The following is a 19,609-nucleotide window of genomic DNA, read 5'->3' as shown; positions in this document are numbered from 1 at the left end:
CGTGCCCCGATTTTTGTTACTGGAAAAAACCGCTCGTGGAATTGCACGGGCTCACACTCGGCTTGGTCGGCTACGGTGCGATTGGCCGAGCCGTCGCGCGGATTGGCCGGGCGTTCGGCATGAAGATTCTCGTGCACACCCGCACAGTCCGCGACGAACCGGACACACAATTCGTTGATCGCGACACGCTCTTCCGCGAGGCAGATGTCGTGAGTTTACATTGTCCGTTGACCGATGAAAACCATGGCTTCGTCAACGCCGCGCTGCTCGAGCAAATGAAGACCGGCGCATTTCTCATCAACACCGGCCGGGGCCCGTTGGTCAACGAAGCCGATCTCGCCGCCGCTCTGGCCAAAGGCCGCATCGGCGGCGCGGCGACGGATGTGTTGAGCACTGAACCGCCGCCTGCGGGTAATCCGTTGCTCACCGCGCCCCATCTCATCATCACCCCGCACATCGGTTGGGCCACGCGCGCGGCCCGGGCGCGTTTGATGGAGATTGCGGTGGAAAACCTGCGTGCGTTTTTGGCTGGCACACCGCAAAATGTCGTCAATCTACCATGAAGAACGCCAACCCCAAGGTCGATGCTTACATCGAAAAGGCCGCGCCGTTTGCCCAGCCCATTTTACGCAATGTGCGCGCGCTCATGCACAAGGCCTGTCCGCAGATGACCGAGGAAATGAAATGGGGCGCGCCGGCGTTCATGCACGAGGGTATCGTGGCCGGCATGGCCGCCTTCAAGGCGCATGTGCGTTTTGGATTTTGGCGCGCGAAAGAAATGGCCGATCCGGACGGCCTGTTTGACCACGATGGCGCGTCGTTCATGAATTGCGAGAAACTCACCGACGTGAAGGACTTGGCCGCGGACAAAGTGATGATCCAGTACATCAAAGCCGCCGCGGCCCTGAATGCCAGCGGCAAAAAGCCACCCAAACCCGCCAAACGCAAGGCCTTGCCCGTGCCCGACTATTTCACCAAGGCCCTGGCAAAAAACGCGAAGGCCAAGAAGACGTTTGAGAATTTCTCTCCCAGCTGTCAGCGCGAATACGTGGAATGGATCACCGAAGCCAAACGCGAAGTCACCCGCGAAAAACGCATCGCCACCGCCCTCGAATGGATGGCCGAGGGGAAGGATAAGAACTGGAAATATAAATAAATTTTCAACTCTGTGCGCTCTGGGCCTCTGTGGTTAATAACGCTCGTACCGCCGTCACCAACGCCTCCACCCGCACGGCCATCTCGAAATCCGACGGCGCCTCGCAAGTGTAACTGAGGCGCGTTTTGTTCATCACCAGCCAAAACGCTTCCGGCCATAGCTCGCGCACAGCGGGATCCAGCTCAGGCTTGATGAGCCCGCTATCATTGTTGCGCCCATCGATTTCCGGCGAATGATCAATCGGGCACACCGCCGACACAGCCTCCAATACACGGCGCGGCTCCGTGGGGGTGCCGTCCATTTTCAGTTCGTAAAAATAAAACCCCTGCGCCTCCCAATCCTCGTGCAGTTGGATAGTGAACTCAAAATCCGGCAACGTTTCCAGCCACGCCACATGGGCGGCGATCTCCGGGGTGCGCCGGTGTTTGTAATCTCGATTCAAATCCTCGCCACTGGCGCTCTCGCGGGAATTGATCGGAAACCCAGTGGGATTCAGGCAGGGGCTCAGCCACAGTTCCGTGTCCTCCGGCCAATTATTTTCCTCCAACAACTGCAACATCGCCAACGGCGCGGCCGGCTCATCGCCGTGAATGCCGGATGATAAATAAAGATGCCGGCGAGGATTGGTCGGCGCACGATGGAGGGTCAGGAGCCGAAGCGGGCTCGTTGTTTCCAACCAACGAACCGTCCAGCCATGGGCCTCGGCGGCAGCGAGGCAGTCGGTGAGCACAGACTCGATATCAATGCGGTCGCCGCGATAACAGCCGTCATTGAGCCCACGAGGGTTCACGGCTAGGCCGTTACCGTCTCGGAAGCCTCAGTGGGGGCGCAGGATTCCTTCTCGTCACAACCGCAATCGCCCGTGTCATTCGGATCAAACTCCGTCCAATCCGGGTCGAGCCCGAGATCGCGCAGCATTTGCAGATCCTTTTCCACCGGCTGATTTAGCGTGGTGAGATAGTTACCCACCATCAACGCGCTGGCGCCGGCCTGAAACACCATGCATTGCAGGTCGCGCAAATTCACCGTGCGCCCACCGGCAATCATGATTTCCTTGCGCGGTAAAATGAATCGGAAACAGGCAACGGTCTTGAGAATCTCCAATGGCGGCAGCGATTCCTGTTCCGCCAGCGGCGTGCCTTCGATGGGATTCAGAATATTCACCGGCACCACACTGGCATCGATCTCCCGCAAGCTCATGGCGAGATCACATCGATCCGCGCGCGTCTCGCCCATGCCGATAATGCCGCCGCTGCAAATCTTGATGCCCGCCTTTTTCAGAAACCCAATCGTGCGCAGGCGATCTTCAAACGTGTGTGTCGTGCAGTGTTCCGGAAAAAAACGTTCCGAACTTTCGAGATTATGGCCATAGCATTCAAGACCAGCATCCTTCAGCCGATTGGCCACCTCCTGCGACTCAATCAAACCCAGTGACGCATCCGGCCGAGTCTGCCCCTGATCCTTCATTTCGCGAATCCGATCGCACACCTCATCGAGCATCGGGCCTTCTTTCAATCCGCGCCAGGCCGCCACCAGGCCGACTGCCGTCACGCCATTACGATTGGCCTCCTCGCCCGCCTCAGCAACCGGCTCGGGATCCACAAACCCGTACCGAGGTGATCCGGTTTGGTACGCGGCAGATTGCGAACAGAACGAACAATTCTCCGAACACGCCCCCGCCTTGGCGTTGACGATGGAGCAAAGATGAATCTTGTTGCCCTTAAAATGCTCGCGAATGCGATTGCCCCACGACAGCAGCGTGTGGATATCCGCGGAGTTTTCGAGCTCGAATAGAAAAAGGGCGTCATCCTTTTCAATCGTGCCGCCGTCCAGTACGTATCGGCCCAATGCCGCAATCCGCTCGTCAACCTGTTGCTCGCTCATGGTTGACGAGCCTAGAGGCGGCGGCAAGCGGGGGCAAGCTTCAGTTGTTGGCAGGGACGCCCTGTGCGTGTCCCTATCGAGGCTTGGCAAGGGTGGGTGCATCGTGTTGATGCAAAGGATTCTTCTGGAAATCATTCTCCTCCAACTGCGTGCGCCATTGGTCGATGAGGGCGAGGGCGGCCGTCACATCGAGGCCGTGATGATCTGCGGGATAGTTTTCCAAATAGCCCCGCGCCTTGCCGAGCAGGCGATGGGCGGGGCGGAGGCGATGGCCGGCGGCGGGCCACTTGGGGTTTTCGTGCATCGTGAGGTGCACAAATCCGCCGGCGAGTTGAATGAGCGCTTTATAAAAATCGGCATCGGGGGTACCGCGTGTTTCGAGCCACAAATCCTCAAGCACATCGTGGGCTTCGTAAAATTCACCGGCATTGAAGCACTCGAAGTAGCCAAGGTAACGCGCATCATGGCCTTGTTTGTTTTCGGCCAAATGCGCCACGCGGTCGGCGATCCATCCACTCTTATGCGTCACGCGCCGAGGATATTGTGAAAAACACGCCTTTGACATCCCAATGTGACTGCCCCACAAACACGCATGGCGAAGACCGGATTAGGCCGAGGATTAGGCGCGTTGTTGGGAACCCAAAAGGAAACTCCCCCCAGCGTGCCTGCCGCACCCGACGCCGCCACCCCCGCCCTGGCCCCTGTGGCGGAAGGCGAGCGTGTGTTGCGGTTGCATTGGAAAAAACTGAAGCCGTGCCCGTTGCAGCCGCGCAAGGAATTTAACCGCGAAGCACTCGAAGGCCTGGCGGAATCGATTAAAGCCAACGGAATCATTCAGCCGCTCGTCGTGCGAATGGTTGGCGAAGAGTACGAGCTCATCGCGGGCGAACGCCGCTGGCGCGCCACGCAGATCGCGGGATTAGAAACCGTGCCCGCCGTGGTGCGCGAGGCGACGGATGCTGAAGTGCTCGAGATGGCGTTGGTGGAAAATTTGCAGCGCGAGGATTTGAATCCCATTGAGGAAGCGCAAGGGTACGGTCTGCTCATTGATGCGTTCCAACTCACGCAGGAAGAAGCCGCCACGCGTGTGGGCAAAAGCCGCGCCGCCGTGGCCAACGCGCTGCGATTGCTCAAGCTTGATGAAGACGTGCAAACCCACGTGCGCCAAGGCCGCTTGGCCACGGGACACGCGAAAGTGATTCTCGGGCTGGACGATGCCGCGCAACAACAGCTCGCTGCCGACCGCGTCATCCGCGACACCCTCAGCGTGCGCGACACAGAGACTTTGGTGAGCAATTTACAAAACGGCCAAAGTGGTGGGGCACCCAAAACAAAAACAACCGGCGGCACGAAGGCCGATGTGCACATTTCGGATTTGGAAAATCGCCTCAAACAAGCACTCGGCACACAGGTCAGTTTACGGCATCGCAATGGCAAAGGCGCGCTCACCATCAAATATTTTTCAGACGACGACCTCGAGCGCATCCTCGGCTTGTTGGGGGTGGAGACGAAGTAATGGTTTTGCCGCTGACTATTTATGGCAACCCCGTGCTGCGCGAGAAGGGCGCACGGGTGGAAAGGATAACGCCTGAGCTGGAGGAATTCATCAGCAATATGTTCGAGACGATGGAGGAATATCGCGGCATCGGCCTCGCTGCGCAGCAAGTGGGGCGTGCAATTCAGCTCACGGTGATTGATATTCGCGCTGCCGAGAATCGACCGAGCACGCTGGAAATTGATGGCGAAACGGCGGATCCAAATTCGCTGATGCCGCTGGTGCTGATCAATCCCGAAGTAATGCCGCTCAACGACCCTGTCAGCGGTGCCGAAGGCTGCCTGAGTTTTCCGGAAATTTATGGCGACGTCACGCGCCCGGAAAAAGTCAGCGTTAAAGCCGAAGACGCCCGCGGTGAACCCATTGAGTTCGTCTGCGGCGGCTTGCTCGCACGCTGCGTCCAACACGAGACCGATCATCTGCACGGCATTTTGTTTATCGACCGTATGGATCGCGCGTCAAAGACCGACGAGCTGAGGGAGGACTTGGAGTTTCTGCAAAATGAAACGAAGGCGGCGCTCAAATAACAAAGCGCAATTCGAGGTTAATAAACTCGCCGCATACTCGAAGAGAGCAGGCCCAATTCGCCGCGATATTTCGCCACCGTGCGCCGGGCGATTTTGATGTCGTTTTTACCGAGCAGTTTCACTAACTGTTCATCTGAAAGCGGTTTTGCTTTGTCTTCGTTTTCTACAAGATCGGCGATCATTTGCTTCACGCTGGTATTGCTGACGCCTTCCCCGCTGGTGGTGGCGATGGCACCGGTAAAAAAGAACCGCATTTCAAAAAGCCCCTGCGGCGTTTTCATATACTTGCCGCTCACCGCGCGGCTCACGGTGGTTTCGTGCACTTCCACTTTCTCGGCGATCTCGGACATCGTCATGGGTTTAAGTGCCGACACGCCCTCTTCCATAAATGCCTCCTGCCGCGCCACAATTTCGCGGGCGATATTGAGGATGGTGTCCTGCCGTTGATGGATGCTCTTGATGAGAAAATTGCCATCGCGAATTTTGGCGCGGATGTATTCGCGGACGTCCTTCGAGTCGCGCGCTTCCGCCAGCAAATCCTTGTACGAATTGCTGATGCGTAACTGCGGCACTTCCTCGCGATTGGAGGTGACCTCCCATTGATCATCCTTCCAGCCCACAAATACCTCGGGCAACACGTACTGCTCCGGTTCATTTTTAAACGCACTGCCGGGACGCGGGGCGAGGTGGGAAATATTCTCGGCGATGTCCTGCACCTCATCAATTTCCACGCCCAGCGCCTTGGCGATTTCGGGAAACCGCCGGCGACCCAGCGCATCCATGTGATGCTCCACCAATTTGTATTCGTCGGTGTCGATTTTGCCCTGACGTTCCAGTTGTAATAACAGGCACTCGCGCAAATCGCTCGCGCCCACGCCGGCCGGTTCGAAAGAGCGAATGACCGACAGCGTTTCCTCCACCACTTCGCGGTCGCACTCAGTAGCCTCCACCAATTCCTCCACGCTCATTTGCAGAAATCCATTGTCATCAATGTTGCCGATGATTTCTTCAGCCACTTTCATCTCTTCCAAATTCAAATCGCTCATCTTGGATTGTTCCATCAACAAATCCTGCAACGACGTGCCGCTGGTGATGGACTCCATCATAAACTGCCGCCGCTCATCATCATCTTCGCTCGGGCGAGTGGTGGGGGCGACTTGAGATGCATTGAAATGATCGCGCCACTCCTCGCTCATCTCCGCGAGGCGCTCGAGTTCCTTGCTGAAATCATCCACCGGCTCGCCATTGCTTTCCTCAGTGGGATCGACTTTTGTGCCGTCGGGTGGCTGGATTTCCGGAGCTTCGCCATTCGCCTCCGCCGTGGCATCGCCATTATCGGCAGGGGCGGCTTCATCAGGCGAGAGCTCCTCGAGCACCGGGTTTTCCTGAAGCTCCTTGTTAATCATCGAACGCAAATCCAGCATCGGCGCTTGGAGAAAGGCCAGCGACTGCTGCATCTGCGGAGACATGACCTGCATTTGCGCAAGTCTCTGTCCCAATTGCATTCTTGGTTCAAAAGCCATAGGTCAGGCGGCTGTCTGTAGTTACCGGTTTTGGCTCCGAAAGGCAAGGCCAATGGCACGCAAACTGCTTGCACTTTCGTTTCGCCAAAAAAGGGTTCTGCCAATATAACCTCCCCCGACCAATCCGCAATGTGTGAATGAATTTAATTTGTGCCCCCGATCCGCTCCCCGTACACTTGGCGCGTGGAGGAGGTTCGGTTCACCATTTTCGGCAGCGGCTCCGGAGGCAACGCCGCGTATTTGGAAACGCCCGGCGCGCGCGTGCTCGTTGATTGCGGCTTCAGCGCCAAACGCATCCGCAATTCCCTGCTCGCGCTGGATCGCACCCCCGAGCGGCTCGATGGCATTCTCATCACGCACGAACACACCGACCACATCCAAGGATTGCGCGTGCTCAATGCCAAGCTTGGCATCCCGATTTATTGCAACCGCCCCACCGCGGACGAAATCCGACGCATTCATAAATGCGACTTTGAGTTTCGCATTTTCGAAACCGGCCAACCCTTTGAAGTCGGCGACCTCACCGTTGAAACCTTCCCCGTGCCGCACGACGCCATTGAGCCGGTGGGCTTTGTCATCCACACCCCCGCCGCACGCATTGGGTGGCTCACCGATCTCGGCCACGGCACCCGCCTCATTGCCGACCGCGTGCGCGAATGTGAAGTGCTCCTGCTCGAAACCAATCACGACCTTGACCTCCTGCGCAGCGATCTTATCCGCCCCCCCCATCTCAAACAACGCATCACCAGCCGACACGGCCATCTTTCCAACGAAGGCGCAGCCGATTTTCTGGAGCAAATTTTGCACCCCAACCTCCGCCACGTCTACTGCGCCCACCTCAGCAGCGACTGCAACACGCCCGAATTGGTCCGCACCGAAATCACCGCCAAACTCGCCGCGCTCAGTGCCGAGCACATTCAGGTCCATCTTACCGAGCAAACCACACCCTGCCCCACGCTCGTTTTGCCCACCAGTTCCCCGGCCATTTTAGGGCAAAAATCCGTTGCCACCGTAGCGGCAGCCCTTTAGGGTTTCGTGCGAACCAGATATTTGCGCGGGCCCAACCTACGCAAAAACCCAGTAAACCCAACAAACCCAACCCACCCTCCTCAAACTATGTCAGAAAAAATCGGATTCGTCGGCGTAGGCCGTATGGGCGCCAATATGGCCCGCCGCCTCAAGGAACAAAACTTCAACGTCACCGCCGTCTTTGACGCCAACACTCCCGTCGCACAATCGTTAGCCGAAGAAATCGGCGCACGGCATTGCACCAAACTACCGGAAGTCACCAAATACTCCGACATCATCATCACCGTGGTGACCGACGACAAGGCGATGAAAAGTATTTTCAACAGCAGCGGCTCCCTGCTCGCCCGTTCCAATGGCCGCCTCTTTATTAACTGCGCCACCATCAGCCCCGCCACCCACATCAAAGTCGAAGAATGGGCCGCCAAACACGAAGCCCAAACCCTTGAAGCCTGTATGGCCAGCTCCATCACCCAAGCCCGCAACGGCACGCTTTATTTAATGTGCGCCGGTGCCGAGGAAGCGTTCACCCGCGCCGAACCCGTGCTCAATGCCCTGTCCATCACCAACAAATACATCGGCCCCGCCGGTGCCGCCGCCAAGCTTAAGGCGTTGCTCAATATGGTAATGAACATCAACACCGCCGGCCTCGCCGAAGGCCTCGGCCTTGCCCATTCGATGAACCTCGACCTCGACGTGGTCCGCGAAGTCTTCAGCCAAACCGGCGCTAACAGTCGCGTGCTGGAAACCGATGGTGAAGATATGGTCATCAAAGATCACGAATGCTACTTCAGCGCCGCGCACGCCGCCAAAGACAGCGGCATCGCCCTCAAACTTGCCGATGAAGAAAAACTAAAACTCCCCCTCGCCAAAGCCGCCTACAAGCAATACGAAAAAATGACCGCGATGGGCTTGGGCCACCTCGACAAATCCGGCATCGCCGAACTCACCTTCAAAGGTCGAACGCTGCATTCATCGGAAAACTAAGTCGCCGGTACCCATTTTTGCGCCGCCAGCGCCAGCACGAACAAGCCTAAAAAAACCGCGGCAATTTCCGTGGGCGCTTGCGCCACGGCGAGAAGGTCAACCAGCACAATCCCCGCGAGCAATCCGCCCACCGTGCGGCCGATGTTGCGTTGTTTGGCCCAAAAGGTGGATCGTAAACTACGAACCACCCACAGCACCAAAATGGCTCCCACCAACAGCGCATCTTTTCGCGAGTCACCCACGTTCACCATTAACGCCAAACCCACCGGCAACGCCAGCAACGCGCACGGCCAATATCGCACCGGTCCTTCCGCACTTTCCACCTTTGCCAAACAGCTCAAGCCGGTGACGTACGCAAACAAAACCAACGCCGTCCACACCGCCGCGCCGCTTTGGATATGCGCAAAGAAAGTGGCTTCATTCCCAGTGGTTCCAAATGCAAAACACGCCGCCAACACGATGAGCAACAATCGACACGCCGCGATGAGCCCGGGCGACCATTCAGTTTGTTTGTGGATGAAATTATAAAGCAAAATGCAGTTGAATAACGCCAGCGCCAACAATGCCGTGGCCCCGCCGGGAATGGCGAGCAACCCCGTGCCCGCCGCCAATAATCCAATGCCCAAATACCAAACCGATTTTTCCGTAATCGCACCGCTGGGAATGGGCCGCTCGGGGCGATGCTCGCGATCGAAGGCCACGTCGCAAGCGTCGTTAAGCACCATCCCGCCGAGATACATCGCGGTGGCCCCGCTGGCGAGCCAGACGAACATTGCCCAATCCATCCGAAACGAATCACTGAGCCCCACACCGATCAGCCAACCACAAAGGCAGTTACTCCAAATGGTGGGCAGATTGCTCACGCGACCGAGCACCAATAATGCGCGCAGCATTTTCATCCGAGGTTCCGCGCGCGCAATTGGGCGAGCGTCCAGTCGTATTCGTGGACGAGTTGCTCGACGACGGTAAGGTTTTTCATTTCGGCGGGTAACACTTCCCACGTGTAAGTTTCCATTTCCAAATGCGAACAAAGGCTCGGATCGGCTTGCAATGCATCGAGCACGTCATCGATGTGATTTCGTGTGCTGGCAAACCATTCCCCATCGGGACAGTGCAGCGGAATGTGAAAATGAATGCGCCACTCGTCAGCTTGGGTTTCCGCCGCTAATGCCACATCCAAATCACGATGGCGCGTGAGAGTGCCGTCCGGCATCCGCTCGATCACTTGATGCAAATAAACATCCTCCTCAAATGGCTTCAGCCGTGCACGCGTGTCGGAATCGGGCGTGACTTTCAGCGCGGCGCTGAGATGCAGTTTACTAATGCGAATGCCAGCCGCGCGGAATGCGCCGAGTGCGTCAGCAGCTTCCTCGTATTCCACGGCGAGATGGCAGGTGTCGTAGTTGACGCCGAGATGCGCTTCGAGCCGTGCATCATCAGGATGCTCCGCGCGCAATTGCTCGAAGAAGGCAATCGTCTCCGCGCTGGTTTCAAAATAGCCGAGCGGCTCCGGCTCCAAACCGAGGTGCAGCGCTTTACCGGTGCGCTCGCTTAAACTCGCGATGTGTTCCACGCATTCCCAAAGATTGTCGCGGATGGCTTGTTCCTGCGCGGGCTCGGTGATGAATTCTTTGAACGACCCCGGCAAGGTGCTCACGCTCCCTTCCATGCCGTCGGGCACGAGCGCGGCAATCAAATCAAAAAGCCGGTTCGTATATTCGAGTCGCGCAGGGTCGGTCCAGTCGGGAACATAAACCTGCTCCTTCACCCGCGTGCCGTGGAAATTGCCAAAGGGAAAACCGTTGATCGTAAACACGTAACAATTTTCATCCGCCAGCCATTGCTGGAAACGTTCCAGTGTGGCCGGACCGCTCAATTCCCGCGCCGCCACTTCACTGAGCCGCAGCCCAATGGCAAACGACTCGCCCGCCGCCACTGCATCCCGCACCGCCAACGTGTGCGTTCGCAGCGACTCAAACGTCTGCGCCCAGTTTTCACCGCGATGGATGTTGGTGCAGTAAGCGAGTTGGAGATTGTGGTTGAGCCTCACGGGGAAAGGGTGGGGAAAAAATCCCCAATTACCAATGACCAATTACCAGGGAATGACCAATGAACAAATCCCAAGTCAGCAGTTCAACTTGGAGCTTTGGATTTGTAAATTCCTTGGGATTTGGTCATTGCGACTTGGTCATTAAATAACGAACCGCTCCGACTGGCTCAAAAACGCCTTCGGATTTTTAAAAATCACTTTCTCAATCAACGCCTCCTCGTGACCGCGGCGCCGCATTTCCACCGCAGTCCGTGGCACGGCGAGCGGCACGCTGGGGCCCCAGTCACAAGCGGCGTCCCACCACAATCGCTCGCTGCCGAAGCGCTCGATCATATCAATGGCGCGCGCGGGGGAACATTTGCTTTCAGGATACAGCGTCATCCCACCCCAATGACCGGCGTCGAGCACCATTCCGATGGTGTGTTCCTCCACGTGATCAATCATCACGCGTTCGGGTTTAATGCGGCTGTCGTTTTTCAGCACATCCAAAATCAAGCGCGTACCTTTGTGTTTATCCTCGAGATGCGGTGTGTGGACGAGGATGAGTTGATCGTGCGCCGCGGCGAGGTCCACGTGTTGCTCGAGCACCTTCACTTCGTTGCGACTATTTTTGTTCAGGCCAATTTCGCCGATGCCCAGCACGTTGGGGCAGTCCATAAATTCCGGAATCACCTCCAGCACATCCTTCGCCAACGCCATGTCCTCCGATTCCTTCGGGTTAATGCAAAGCCAAGTGAAATGCTTGATCCCAAAATTCGCCGCGCGTTTGGGTTCGTACTCCGTCAACTGCCGAAAATAATCACGAAACCCATCGGCACTACTGCGATCAAACCCAGCCCAAAACGCCGGCTCACAAAGCGCCACGCAACCGGCGGTCGCCATATCAGCATAGTCGTCAGTCGTGCGACTGACCATATGGGCATGAGGTTCGATGAAATGCATCGCTGTTGCTTAAGCGTCTTTTCCTGGCCAAGCCCCACAAGCACCCTTCCCTGGCGCTTTCGCAATCGGTTCTTCCGTTGGATCACTGAAGGCCAATAGCACGTCTTTGGCGCGGTCGTTGCCGCCGTCTTCGAGATGCTTGATGGCGTCGCGAAAGGCGACCATACGAAAATCTTCAGCACCTTCCGCGCCTTCTACGCGGTCAAGGAACGCGGCGATGTCGATCAGCTTGTGCCGGGCGTCCATGAAGTATTGGTCCATTACTTTTTGGCGGGTCATCATAGTCATAGCGTATGGATCGCCTGAAGGCGATTTGGGGTTCGCGAAAACCCTATGTGAATAACCTGTGTAAAGCAAGCCGTCATCCACTTGACTTGAACGTCTGTTTTACCGTAAATTTTCCGCAGAAGGAGGGGGTTCCAGTTCATGCCAACTTACGAGTATTCGTGCGCCAAATGCGAAAAGACCATTGAGGTTTTTCATTCCATCAAAGCAGGACACTTAAAAATCTGCCCGGAGGATGCGTGCGCCCAAAAAAAATGGGGCAAGGGTAAAGTCAAACGACTGCTTGGCACCGGCGCCGGGATTATTTTCAAGGGTGGCGGTTTTTACGAAACCGATTATCGCAGCGAAAGCTACAAGAGCGGCGAAAAGCAAGCCGCCGATGCGGCCAAGAAAGCCACTGAGAAAAAATCTGATTCCAAAGATTCCAAAGGAAGCAAGGACAACAATAAAACGGATTCCAAAAAACCGGCCGCCAAAAAGAAGCCGAAGAAAACCTGACGCAATGACGCGCGCTCTTTTCATTTTAGTTTTCTCCGCACTGTGGAGCACAGCCGACGCGCAACCTTTCCGAAGACCACAGCCGGTGACGAGCGTCACCAAACAATTCTCCGCGATTTGGAAACTGGATCGTGCGCCGCGCCCGATTGTTTCCGGCAAAAACGGGATTCCCGCCGTCGTGCGAGTGAATGCGCACAGCCTCATTTTTTTTGCTGAAGAAACCAAGAAACACCTGCTGCGCGAATTGGGCGTGAGCGATCTATGGAACGGCCACGTCATGCTGCGCATCATCAACCTGCCGCCGGGCACGAAGCCGGTGCTTGAGCGCCAAGCGTTTGGTGATCAATGGCGATATCAACTCACCGTGCCGGAGGAACTGCCCAGCCGCCAGCTACTACACGCGATGGTGTCGCTGTTGATCGAGGAATACGCCGGCCGTTACAGCCGCAAAACCCCGCGCATCCCGCCCTGGCTTACCGAGGGATTCACCGAAATACTCACCCAAAAAAACGGCCCTGCCCTGTTCGCATCGCTCACACTTAACCGCGCCAATAATTTGTTTCAACCCGACGCATTACGCCGCAGTCGAGTCGTCATTCAAAACACCCCTCAGGTATCCTATCTCAACCTTAGTTTGCCACCCGCCGAATTACAACTCGGCGAGGGCCTTATGCGTTACCGCGCGCACGCTCATTTATTCACCGCCCATTTACTGGCCCGAACCGATGGCGCCCGGCGTATGCAATTTTTTATCCGCGAAACCAACCGCCGCGCCAACAGTCAACACGCATTTCTAGCCGCGTTTGATTTCAAAACGATGCTTGCCGCTGAGCAATGGTGGTCGCTCACGCAAACGCGCTTTCGCAATCGCGATGCCCAAAATCGCTGGATGCCCAACGTCGCGCAGGGGCACCTCTCCAACTTATTAAGCGTGGAAGCCGCGCGCGAAGATGGCCGGAAATCTGTGCCGCTGCGCGAATATCTACAAACCGGCACCCACGCCAATCACGTAAAAGTGCTGTTACCACTGGTACAGAAACTGATTCTCGTGGAAATTAACGCTCCGCCCCAGCTCACGCGCATCACCCGCGAATACCGTCTGGTGCTCCAGCAATACATCGGCAAACCCCACCAACCCAACGGGCCCATCCCCACCCTCACCACCGAGGCCCATGCCGCACGACGCAAAGTGGCCATGCAATCGCTCACGTTGCTCGATACCATTCTCGCCGACCTCAAACGCGCCCCCAATCGGCCCAGCAACGCCTTGAGCAAAATCCTCCGCCGACCTTGAGCCAACGCACACCGGCTGAATTGACACCTTCAGCCCGCGTCGGTAAGATGCCCGCATATGTCATCCACCATTAACCCGCACAATTTGCTGAGCGAACTCAAGCAATTCCACTCCGCCGGTCGCGGTGCGTGGGATAGTGCGACCGATGCCGATTGGGACGATTGGAAATGGCAACTAAAAAACCGCGTCACTTCGCTCGAGCAACTGCAACAGCACCTTCCGACTCTCACCGAAGCCGAAACCGAAGGCGCGCGGTTGGCCGACACCAAACTGGCGATGGCCATCACGCCACACTTTTTTAATCTCATCGACGTTGATGACCCGGACTGCGCCATCCGACGGCAAGTGCTGCCGAGCATCAATGAAACGGAAACCGCCTCGTGGGAAATGGACGACCCTTGCGGTGAAGACAGCCACTCGCCCGTGCCCGGGCTCGTACATCGCTATCCGGATCGCGTTTTGTTTTTGGTGACTGACCGCTGCGCCGCTTACTGCCGTTACTGCACGCGCTCGCGGATGGTCAGCAACGCCACCGGCTATGGCTTCCGGCCCAACTTCGAACAGCAACTCGATTACATCCGCGAACATCCCGAGGTGCGTGACGTGCTGCTTTCCGGCGGCGACCCTTTGCTGCTCAGCGACGACAAGCTCCGGCACTTGCTCACCCGGCTGCGGGAGATTCCGCACGTGGAATTCATCCGCATCGGCAGCCGCATCCCCATTTTCCTGCCACAACGCATCACCCCCGAGCTGTGCGCGATGCTGCGCGAATTTCATCCGCTCTTCGTCAGCGTTCACGCCAACCACCCACGCGAGCTCACCACCGAAGTGCGCGATGCCCTCGCCCGCCTCGCCGACGCCGGCATCCCACTCGGCAACCAATCCGTGCTGCTCAAGGGCGTGAACGACGACGAAATCGTCATGAAAGCGCTGCTGCAAAAATTGCTAATGTGTCGCGTGCGGCCACTTTATATTTACCAGTGCGACCTCATCAATGGCAGCGCCCACCTCCGCACCAGCGTCCGTCGCGGCTTGGAAATCATGGAAACCCTCCGCGGCCATACCACCGGCTACGCCGTGCCGCAATACGTCATCGATGCCCCCGGTGGCGGAGGCAAGGTGCCCGTCGCGCCCAACTACGTCCTCAGCCACAACGCCGACCGCGTCGTCATCCGCAACTTCGAAGGCAAAGTATTCGAGTACCCCGAAGCCCCCGACGGCACTCCACTCCACCCCCGCCCCGCCTCCATCGAGGAACCGGAATTGGTGTAACACCGTTGGGAAGGTTTTCTAACAATGATGAGCAGGATATTCAGGATTTTTTCTTTTTCTCATCCTGAATATCCTGCTCATCTGTGTTCATAAAAATGCCGCGAGAATCTCAGACTGCCAAACGCGAACGCCTCGCCGACATTATCGCGGGGCTTCAGCAGACGTATCCCGACGCGCATTGTGAGCTGAATTATCGCAACCCGCTGGAGCTGATGGTGGCCACCATTTTGTCTGCCCAATGCACGGACAAGCAGGTCAACATCGTCACGACCGAGCTCTTCAAAAAATATCGCCAGGCCACCGATTACACGGCCGTGCCGCTGGAGGAATTGCAGAATGACATCCGGCGAATCGGCCTGTTTCGCAACAAGGCCAAGAGTATTCAAAATGCCTGCCACGCCCTCGTCGAAAACCACAATGGCGAGGTGCCGCAGACGATGCCGGAACTGGTGGCGCTGGCCGGTGTGGGGCGCAAGACGGCCAACGTCATTCTCGGCAACGCCTTTAACATCAATGAAGGTGTGGTGGTGGACACGCATGTGGCGCGCCTGTGCGATCGCTTAAAAATCACCTCGGCCAAGACGCCCGAGAAAATTGAGAAAGACCTGATCCAGCTCGTGCCGCGCGAGCACTGGACTCTCTTCAGTCACTGGATCATCTGGCATGGCCGGCGCCGCTGCGCTGCGCGCAAGCCGGATTGTGCCGCCTGCGAAATCCGCCATCTGTGCCCTTCCGCCCCATGATGAACTGGCTATTACTCGAGAGCGGCTCAGGCGAACCGGCTTACAACATGGCTCTGGACGAGGCCTTGCTGGAAAACAGTGCCGCGATCGGTCAGCCGATTCTGCGATTTTACGAATGGACCCAACCCTGCGCCACCTTTGGCTACTCCCAAAAGATTACCGAACTCGAAACAACCACCGCGCTGCGGCCTTTAATCCGCCGCTGCACGGGCGGCGGTTTGGTGCCGCATGACGGCGATTGGACCTACAGCCTCACCTTCCCCAAGGATCATGACTGGACCGCCCTGCCCGCGACGGAAAGCTATCACCGTGTGCATGCCCTGTTACAGACAGCCTTTCAAGCGATCGGGATAGAAACAACACTGGCCGATTGCTGTCGCCGCCCCAAGCCCGGGGAATGCTTTGAGGGGCACGAACTTCATGACCTCCTTTGGAACGGCAAAAAAATCGCCGGCGCCGCTCAACGCCGCAATCGTTTTGGACTTCTGATTCAAGGCTCCGTGCAACCGCTGGGCAATTGGCCGCAACAGGACTGGATGGATGCCGTAGCCGGTGACTGCGGTTTACTCGATACCCTCCCGGAAACGAGGGCTCATGAGTTGGCGGCCACAAAATACGGGTTGGATTCCCATAATCGAAAACGCTGATAAAAGAGACGAGTTCCACCTCGTCCATTGGAATGGCGCAAAGTGTAAACAGCCCCCCCCCGATTACCGTGCAATCCAGCCGCCGCCGAGGACGAGGTCGTCTTGGTAGAATACGCAGGCTTGGCCGGGGGCGATGGCGCGTTGGGGGGTGTGGAGGCGGACGGTGGCGCGGCCGTTTTCGCCGGGCTCGATGGTGGCCGCTGTGCCGGAATGATTGTAGCGGATGCGCGTGGTGGCCTCGATGGGCCCGGTCAGCTCGGCAAACGGGATCCAGTTGCAGCGTTCGACTTCGAATGATTCGCTTTCGAGATTCTCAACGGGGCCGACGACCACGCGGTTTTCCTCGGCGTTGAGTTCGAGGACGTACAGCGGGTTGGGCGCGCTGATGCCCAGGCCTTTGCGTTGGCCGATGGTGTAAAATTCGATGCCGTCATGATGCCCGAGCACGCGGCCGTTCAGGTCGACGATTTCGCCCCGATGCTTTTCGGCGAGACCGGCCTTTTGCAGGAAGCCGCCGTAGTCGTTATCCGGCACAAAACAGATCTCCATGCTCTCCTCTTTGTCGGCGGTCTTGAGGTTGCAATGGCGGGCGACATCGCGCGTGTCGCTTTTGGTTTTCTCGCCCAACGGAAACAGGGCACGGGAAAGTTGATCTTGCCGCAGGGAAAACAGAAAATAGGTTTGATCCTTGCGCTCGTCGCGGCCGCGCTTCAGTAGATAACGGCCGGTGGTTTCATCTTGTTCCACACGGGCGAAGTGGCCTGTGGCAATCTTCTCAGCGCCAAGCTGATCGGCGCGCTCGATGAGGCGGCCAAACTTGAGATGCTCGTTGCACATCACGCAGGGATTGGGCGTGCGGCCGGCTTTGTATTCGTCGGCGAAATATTGGATGACGTGTTTCTGGAAGTCTTCCGCTTCATCAATGAGATAGTAGCGGATGCCAAGGTTATGGCAAACGGAGCGGGCGTCCATGACCGCTTGCGGGCCGCAGCATTTATCTTCGGCGCGGGAAACACAGTCCTGCGGCCACAGCTTGAGGGTGACGCCGACGACGTCATAGCCCTGCTCGATCAACAACGCGGCGGTGGCGGAGGAATCCACGCCGCCGCTCATACCGCACAGGATGCGTGTTTTTTTTGCTTCGGCGAATGGCATTTTTTATCAACCGCCGTTGAGGGCTTTCAACGCCTTGGCGGGATCGTCCACGCGGAGCACGAGGAGTCCTTTGCGCGAGGCGGGGGGGGTGGCGCAGTATAAATATTCGATGTTCACTTTGGCATCGCGGAGCTTGCGGGCGATGTCGGCGAGGCTGCCGGATTTGTTGTCGCCCTCGACGAGCACGACGTCGTCCTCGACGACCATCGCACCGTGTTCTTCGAGCAACCACACGGCGGTTTGCGGATCGTCCACCACCATTCGCACGACGCTGTGGTCTACTGTGTCGCTGGTGGTAAGCGCTTGGATATTAACTTTGGATTCAGCGAGCGCATCGCACACACGCGCCAGGGTGCCGGGACGGTTATCGAGAAACACGGCCAGTTGCTTAGTGATTTCCATAGGAATCCTTTGGTTGGGAGTCGATTAGGTTAAGGGAAACCTAGCACAAATTACACATTAACGCCAACCCACTAAACGCCGGCCAGTGCGCTGCCCTGCGTGACGCCCGGGGCGGGAAGCAAGCTGCTGCCCATGAGATATTGATCAACGGCGCGCGCAGCACCGCGTCCTTCGTTGATGGCCCAAACGACGAGCGATTGGCCACGGCGACAGTCGCCCGCAACGAACACGCCTTCCACGTTGGTGGTGAATTCGCCGTGCTCCCCAATAAAGGTCTGCCAATTGCCACGCGGGTTCTGTGTCTCGAGGCCGAGCATTTCGCCGACTTCCAATTCGGGGCCAACAAAGCCCGTGGCGAGCAGCACGAGATCGGCCGGCCATTCCTTCTCGGAACCTTCCACTTCGCTAAAGGGCGCACCGCCTTCGACGGGTTTGCTCCAATCGACCTCGACGGTTTTCACGCCTTTGATGTGGCCGTTGCCGTCGTCGACAAATTCTTTGGCCAAGATGTGATAGGCGCGCGGGTCGTTGCCGTTCTTCGCCTTATTCTCTTCGTGCGAGTAATCGAGTCGATAGACGCGCGGCCATTGGGGCCAGGGATTGTTCGGAGCGCGCTCGGCCGGGGGTTGGTCGAGCAGCTCGAAGTTCACGACATCCTTGCAGCCGTGACGCAGCGAGGTGCCGATGCAGTCCGCGCCGGTATCGCCGCCGCCGATGACAATCACGTGCTTGTCCTTGGCGGTGAGGTATTCGCCGTCTTTCAGATTGGAATCGAGCAGGCTCTTGGTGTTGCGCGTGAGGAAATCCATCGCGAAATGGATGCCCTTGAGATCGCGGCCCGGATTGCGACCGGAGGGATCAAACGGCTTGGTCGCGCCGGTGGCCATCAGCACGGCGTCAAAGTCCTTCTGCAAATCGTTTGGATCGATGTACTGCATCTCGCAGCCGCGTTCCTCCATGATCTGAGTCATGTGACCGGAGGCGAAGTCCTCTTTTTTGCCAACATGCGCGCATGTGACAAACTTCACGCCGGATTCTCGCATCAGATTGATACGACGCTCCACCACGCCCTTATCGAGCTTCATGTTCGGAATGCCGTACATCAGCAGGCCCCCAATGCGGTCGGCGCGCTCGTACACGGTGACCTCGTGGCCCACCTTGTTAAGCTGATCCGCCGCGGCCAAGCCGGCCGGGCCGGAACCGACGATAGCGATCTTCTTGCCGGTGCGCTTGCTGGGCGCTTCACTGGTCACCCAACCTTCCTCAAAGGCGCGATTGATAATCGTGTTCTCGAGGTTCTTGATGGTAACCGGCGGGTTGGTGATGCCGAGCACGCACGAGCCTTCGCACGGTGCCGGGCACACGCGGCCGGTGAATTCGGGAAAATTATTCGTTTTGTGCAGGCGATCAATCGCCTCCTTCCAACGCTTTTGATACACGAGATGATTCCATTCGGGAATCAGGTTATCGATCGGGCAGCCGTTGGCCGACTGGCAAAACGGCACCCCACAATCCATACAGCGGGCGCCCTGCGTCTGCAGATGGCCCTCATCCGGCGTGGTGTTGATCTCGTCGTAATCATTCAAACGCTCGAGCGGATCGCGATACGGTACGGTCTCGCGCTCGAACTCCATAAATCCTGTCGGTTTACCCATTGAAAAAA

At 57.5% G+C, this 19,609-nt stretch carries 22 protein-coding genes; 11 read left to right on the top strand and 11 right to left on the bottom strand.

Translation table 11 applies throughout. The annotated features are described in order from the left end of the window. Together H8E27_07255 and H8E27_07250 are read left to right on the top strand one after the other, a co-directional pair. The coding region (locus H8E27_07255) for a D-2-hydroxyacid dehydrogenase (GenBank protein MBC8325406.1) at window positions 1–563 on the top strand (563 nt) is incomplete at its 5' end. Continuing rightward, window positions 560–1,156: a YdeI/OmpD-associated family protein gene (locus H8E27_07250; protein MBC8325405.1), complete on the top strand. Its 597-nt coding sequence runs from the start codon at window positions 560–562 to the stop codon at window positions 1,154–1,156. The genes H8E27_07255 and H8E27_07250, both read left to right, overlap by 4 nt. Before the next feature lie 4 nt (window positions 1,157–1,160). Here H8E27_07250 and H8E27_07245 read toward each other — a convergent pair whose 3' ends face one another. The 3 genes from H8E27_07245 to H8E27_07235 form a co-directional block, all read right to left on the bottom strand. Next, entirely contained in the window at window positions 1,161–1,946 is a 786-nt protein-coding gene (locus H8E27_07245) for a M14 family metallocarboxypeptidase (protein MBC8325404.1), read from the bottom strand. Window positions 1,947–1,948: 2 nt separating this feature from the next. After that, window positions 1,949–3,040 (bottom strand): biotin synthase BioB, encoded by a 1,092-nt coding sequence (bioB, locus tag H8E27_07240; GenBank protein MBC8325403.1) that lies wholly within the window; start codon window positions 3,038–3,040, stop codon window positions 1,949–1,951. 73 nt (window positions 3,041–3,113) lie between these two features. After that, on the bottom strand, window positions 3,114–3,569 hold the full coding sequence (locus tag H8E27_07235; GenBank protein MBC8325402.1) for a DUF309 domain-containing protein: 456 nt from the start codon (window positions 3,567–3,569) through the stop codon (window positions 3,114–3,116). A 63-nt stretch (window positions 3,570–3,632) separates the two neighbouring features. On the opposite strand from H8E27_07235, the gene H8E27_07230 reads away from it, so the two are divergent. Then, window positions 3,633–4,556 carry a ParB/RepB/Spo0J family partition protein gene (locus H8E27_07230; protein ID MBC8325401.1) on the top strand — a complete coding sequence of 308 codons (924 nt, stop codon included), beginning with the start codon at window positions 3,633–3,635 and terminating at the stop codon, window positions 4,554–4,556. Next, window positions 4,556–5,122, top strand: coding sequence for a peptide deformylase (gene def, locus H8E27_07225; GenBank protein ID MBC8325400.1), 567 nt, complete (start codon window positions 4,556–4,558; stop codon window positions 5,120–5,122). The genes H8E27_07230 and def overlap by 1 nt, the downstream gene beginning before the upstream one ends. Window positions 5,123–5,139: 17 nt before the next feature. Here def and rpoN read toward each other — a convergent pair whose 3' ends face one another. Continuing rightward, window positions 5,140–6,627, bottom strand: a complete 1,488-nt coding sequence (rpoN, locus tag H8E27_07220; protein MBC8325399.1) for an RNA polymerase factor sigma-54 — start codon at window positions 6,625–6,627, stop codon at window positions 5,140–5,142. A gap of 168 nt (window positions 6,628–6,795) precedes the next feature. On the opposite strand from rpoN, the gene H8E27_07215 reads away from it, so the two are divergent. Beyond that, a complete protein-coding gene (locus tag H8E27_07215) occupies window positions 6,796–7,674 on the top strand; it encodes an MBL fold metallo-hydrolase (GenBank protein MBC8325398.1) in 879 nt (292 codons plus the stop codon). A gap of 87 nt (window positions 7,675–7,761) precedes the next feature. Next, window positions 7,762–8,658 (top strand): NAD(P)-dependent oxidoreductase, encoded by an 897-nt coding sequence (locus tag H8E27_07210; GenBank protein MBC8325397.1) that lies wholly within the window; start codon window positions 7,762–7,764, stop codon window positions 8,656–8,658. Here H8E27_07210 and H8E27_07205 read toward each other — a convergent pair. The 4 genes from H8E27_07205 to H8E27_07190 all read right to left on the bottom strand — a co-directional run bounded on the left by H8E27_07205 (window position 8,655) and on the right by H8E27_07190 (window position 11,929). Next, window positions 8,655–9,557, bottom strand: coding sequence for a UbiA family prenyltransferase (locus tag H8E27_07205; GenBank protein MBC8325396.1), 903 nt, complete (start codon window positions 9,555–9,557; stop codon window positions 8,655–8,657). The genes H8E27_07210 and H8E27_07205 overlap by 4 nt on opposite strands. Beyond that, window positions 9,554–10,708 (bottom strand): metabolite traffic protein EboE, encoded by a 1,155-nt coding sequence (gene eboE, locus H8E27_07200; GenBank protein ID MBC8325395.1) that lies wholly within the window; start codon window positions 10,706–10,708, stop codon window positions 9,554–9,556. Before eboE ends, H8E27_07205 begins: the two co-directional genes overlap by 4 nt. A 141-nt stretch (window positions 10,709–10,849) precedes the next feature. Further along, the gene (locus H8E27_07195) at window positions 10,850–11,650 is read right to left on the bottom strand and encodes a TatD family hydrolase (protein MBC8325394.1); all 801 of its coding nucleotides are present in this window, start codon (window positions 11,648–11,650) and stop codon (window positions 10,850–10,852) included. 9 nt (window positions 11,651–11,659) lie between these two features. Further along, window positions 11,660–11,929: a hypothetical protein gene (locus H8E27_07190; GenBank protein MBC8325393.1), complete on the bottom strand. Its 270-nt coding sequence runs from the start codon at window positions 11,927–11,929 to the stop codon at window positions 11,660–11,662. Between the two features lie 147 nt (window positions 11,930–12,076). Between H8E27_07190 and H8E27_07185 the strand changes: the two genes are divergently transcribed. The 5 genes from H8E27_07185 (at window position 12,077) to H8E27_07165 (ending at window position 16,389) form a co-directional block, all read left to right on the top strand. Then, window positions 12,077–12,433 (top strand): zinc ribbon domain-containing protein, encoded by a 357-nt coding sequence (locus H8E27_07185; GenBank protein ID MBC8325392.1) that lies wholly within the window; start codon window positions 12,077–12,079, stop codon window positions 12,431–12,433. Between the two features lie 4 nt (window positions 12,434–12,437). Next, on the top strand, window positions 12,438–13,727 hold the full coding sequence (locus H8E27_07180; GenBank protein MBC8325391.1) for a hypothetical protein: 1,290 nt from the start codon (window positions 12,438–12,440) through the stop codon (window positions 13,725–13,727). Between the two features lie 57 nt (window positions 13,728–13,784). Next, window positions 13,785–14,999, top strand: coding sequence for a KamA family radical SAM protein (locus H8E27_07175; GenBank protein MBC8325390.1), 1,215 nt, complete (start codon window positions 13,785–13,787; stop codon window positions 14,997–14,999). A 95-nt stretch (window positions 15,000–15,094) separates the two neighbouring features. Continuing rightward, window positions 15,095–15,742: an endonuclease III gene (nth, locus tag H8E27_07170; GenBank protein ID MBC8325389.1), complete on the top strand. Its 648-nt coding sequence runs from the start codon at window positions 15,095–15,097 to the stop codon at window positions 15,740–15,742. After that, window positions 15,739–16,389: a lipoate--protein ligase family protein gene (locus H8E27_07165; GenBank protein MBC8325388.1), complete on the top strand. Its 651-nt coding sequence runs from the start codon at window positions 15,739–15,741 to the stop codon at window positions 16,387–16,389. The genes nth and H8E27_07165 overlap by 4 nt, the downstream gene beginning before the upstream one ends. 63 nt (window positions 16,390–16,452) lie before the next feature. Here H8E27_07165 and mnmA read toward each other — a convergent pair whose 3' ends face one another. From mnmA to H8E27_07150, 3 genes are all read right to left on the bottom strand, one after another. Beyond that, the gene (gene mnmA / locus H8E27_07160) at window positions 16,453–17,502 is read right to left on the bottom strand and encodes a tRNA 2-thiouridine(34) synthase MnmA (GenBank protein ID MBC8325387.1); all 1,050 of its coding nucleotides are present in this window, start codon (window positions 17,500–17,502) and stop codon (window positions 16,453–16,455) included. A gap of 48 nt (window positions 17,503–17,550) precedes the next feature. Next, entirely contained in the window at window positions 17,551–17,946 is a 396-nt protein-coding gene (locus H8E27_07155) for an ACT domain-containing protein (protein ID MBC8325386.1), read from the bottom strand. Between the two features lie 71 nt (window positions 17,947–18,017). After that, window positions 18,018–19,601 (bottom strand): glutamate synthase subunit beta, encoded by a 1,584-nt coding sequence (locus tag H8E27_07150; GenBank protein MBC8325385.1) that lies wholly within the window; start codon window positions 19,599–19,601, stop codon window positions 18,018–18,020. Window positions 19,602–19,609: the final 8 nt, after the last annotated feature.

It is taken from the genome of Limisphaerales bacterium (assembly GCA_014382585.1).
Lineage (GTDB): Bacteria > Verrucomicrobiota > Verrucomicrobiia > Limisphaerales > UBA1100 > JACNJL01.
Note: the sequence above shows the minus strand (reverse complement) of the source record. Positions and strands in the feature narration are given on the sequence as shown.

Coding starts and splice junctions, on each gene's coding strand:
- H8E27_07250 (MBC8325405.1), top strand. CDS start 560: ATGAAGAACGCCAACCCCAAGGTCGATGCTTACATCGAAAAGGCCGCG.
- bioB (MBC8325403.1), bottom strand. CDS start 3,040: ATGAGCGAGCAACAGGTTGACGAGCGGATTGCGGCATTGGGCCGATAC.
- H8E27_07230 (MBC8325401.1), top strand. CDS start 3,633: ATGGCGAAGACCGGATTAGGCCGAGGATTAGGCGCGTTGTTGGGAACC.
- def (MBC8325400.1), top strand. CDS start 4,556: ATGGTTTTGCCGCTGACTATTTATGGCAACCCCGTGCTGCGCGAGAAG.
- rpoN (MBC8325399.1), bottom strand. CDS start 6,627: ATGCAATTGGGACAGAGACTTGCGCAAATGCAGGTCATGTCTCCGCAG.
- H8E27_07210 (MBC8325397.1), top strand. CDS start 7,762: ATGTCAGAAAAAATCGGATTCGTCGGCGTAGGCCGTATGGGCGCCAAT.
- H8E27_07205 (MBC8325396.1), bottom strand. CDS start 9,557: ATGAAAATGCTGCGCGCATTATTGGTGCTCGGTCGCGTGAGCAATCTG.
- H8E27_07195 (MBC8325394.1), bottom strand. CDS start 11,650: ATGCATTTCATCGAACCTCATGCCCATATGGTCAGTCGCACGACTGAC.
- H8E27_07190 (MBC8325393.1), bottom strand. CDS start 11,929: ATGACCCGCCAAAAAGTAATGGACCAATACTTCATGGACGCCCGGCAC.
- H8E27_07185 (MBC8325392.1), top strand. CDS start 12,077: ATGCCAACTTACGAGTATTCGTGCGCCAAATGCGAAAAGACCATTGAG.
- H8E27_07180 (MBC8325391.1), top strand. CDS start 12,438: ATGACGCGCGCTCTTTTCATTTTAGTTTTCTCCGCACTGTGGAGCACA.
- H8E27_07175 (MBC8325390.1), top strand. CDS start 13,785: ATGTCATCCACCATTAACCCGCACAATTTGCTGAGCGAACTCAAGCAA.
- nth (MBC8325389.1), top strand. CDS start 15,095: ATGCCGCGAGAATCTCAGACTGCCAAACGCGAACGCCTCGCCGACATT.
- H8E27_07165 (MBC8325388.1), top strand. CDS start 15,739: ATGATGAACTGGCTATTACTCGAGAGCGGCTCAGGCGAACCGGCTTAC.
- mnmA (MBC8325387.1), bottom strand. CDS start 17,502: ATGAGCGGCGGCGTGGATTCCTCCGCCACCGCCGCGTTGTTGATCGAG.
- H8E27_07155 (MBC8325386.1), bottom strand. CDS start 17,946: ATGGAAATCACTAAGCAACTGGCCGTGTTTCTCGATAACCGTCCCGGC.
- H8E27_07150 (MBC8325385.1), bottom strand. CDS start 19,601: ATGGGTAAACCGACAGGATTTATGGAGTTCGAGCGCGAGACCGTACCG.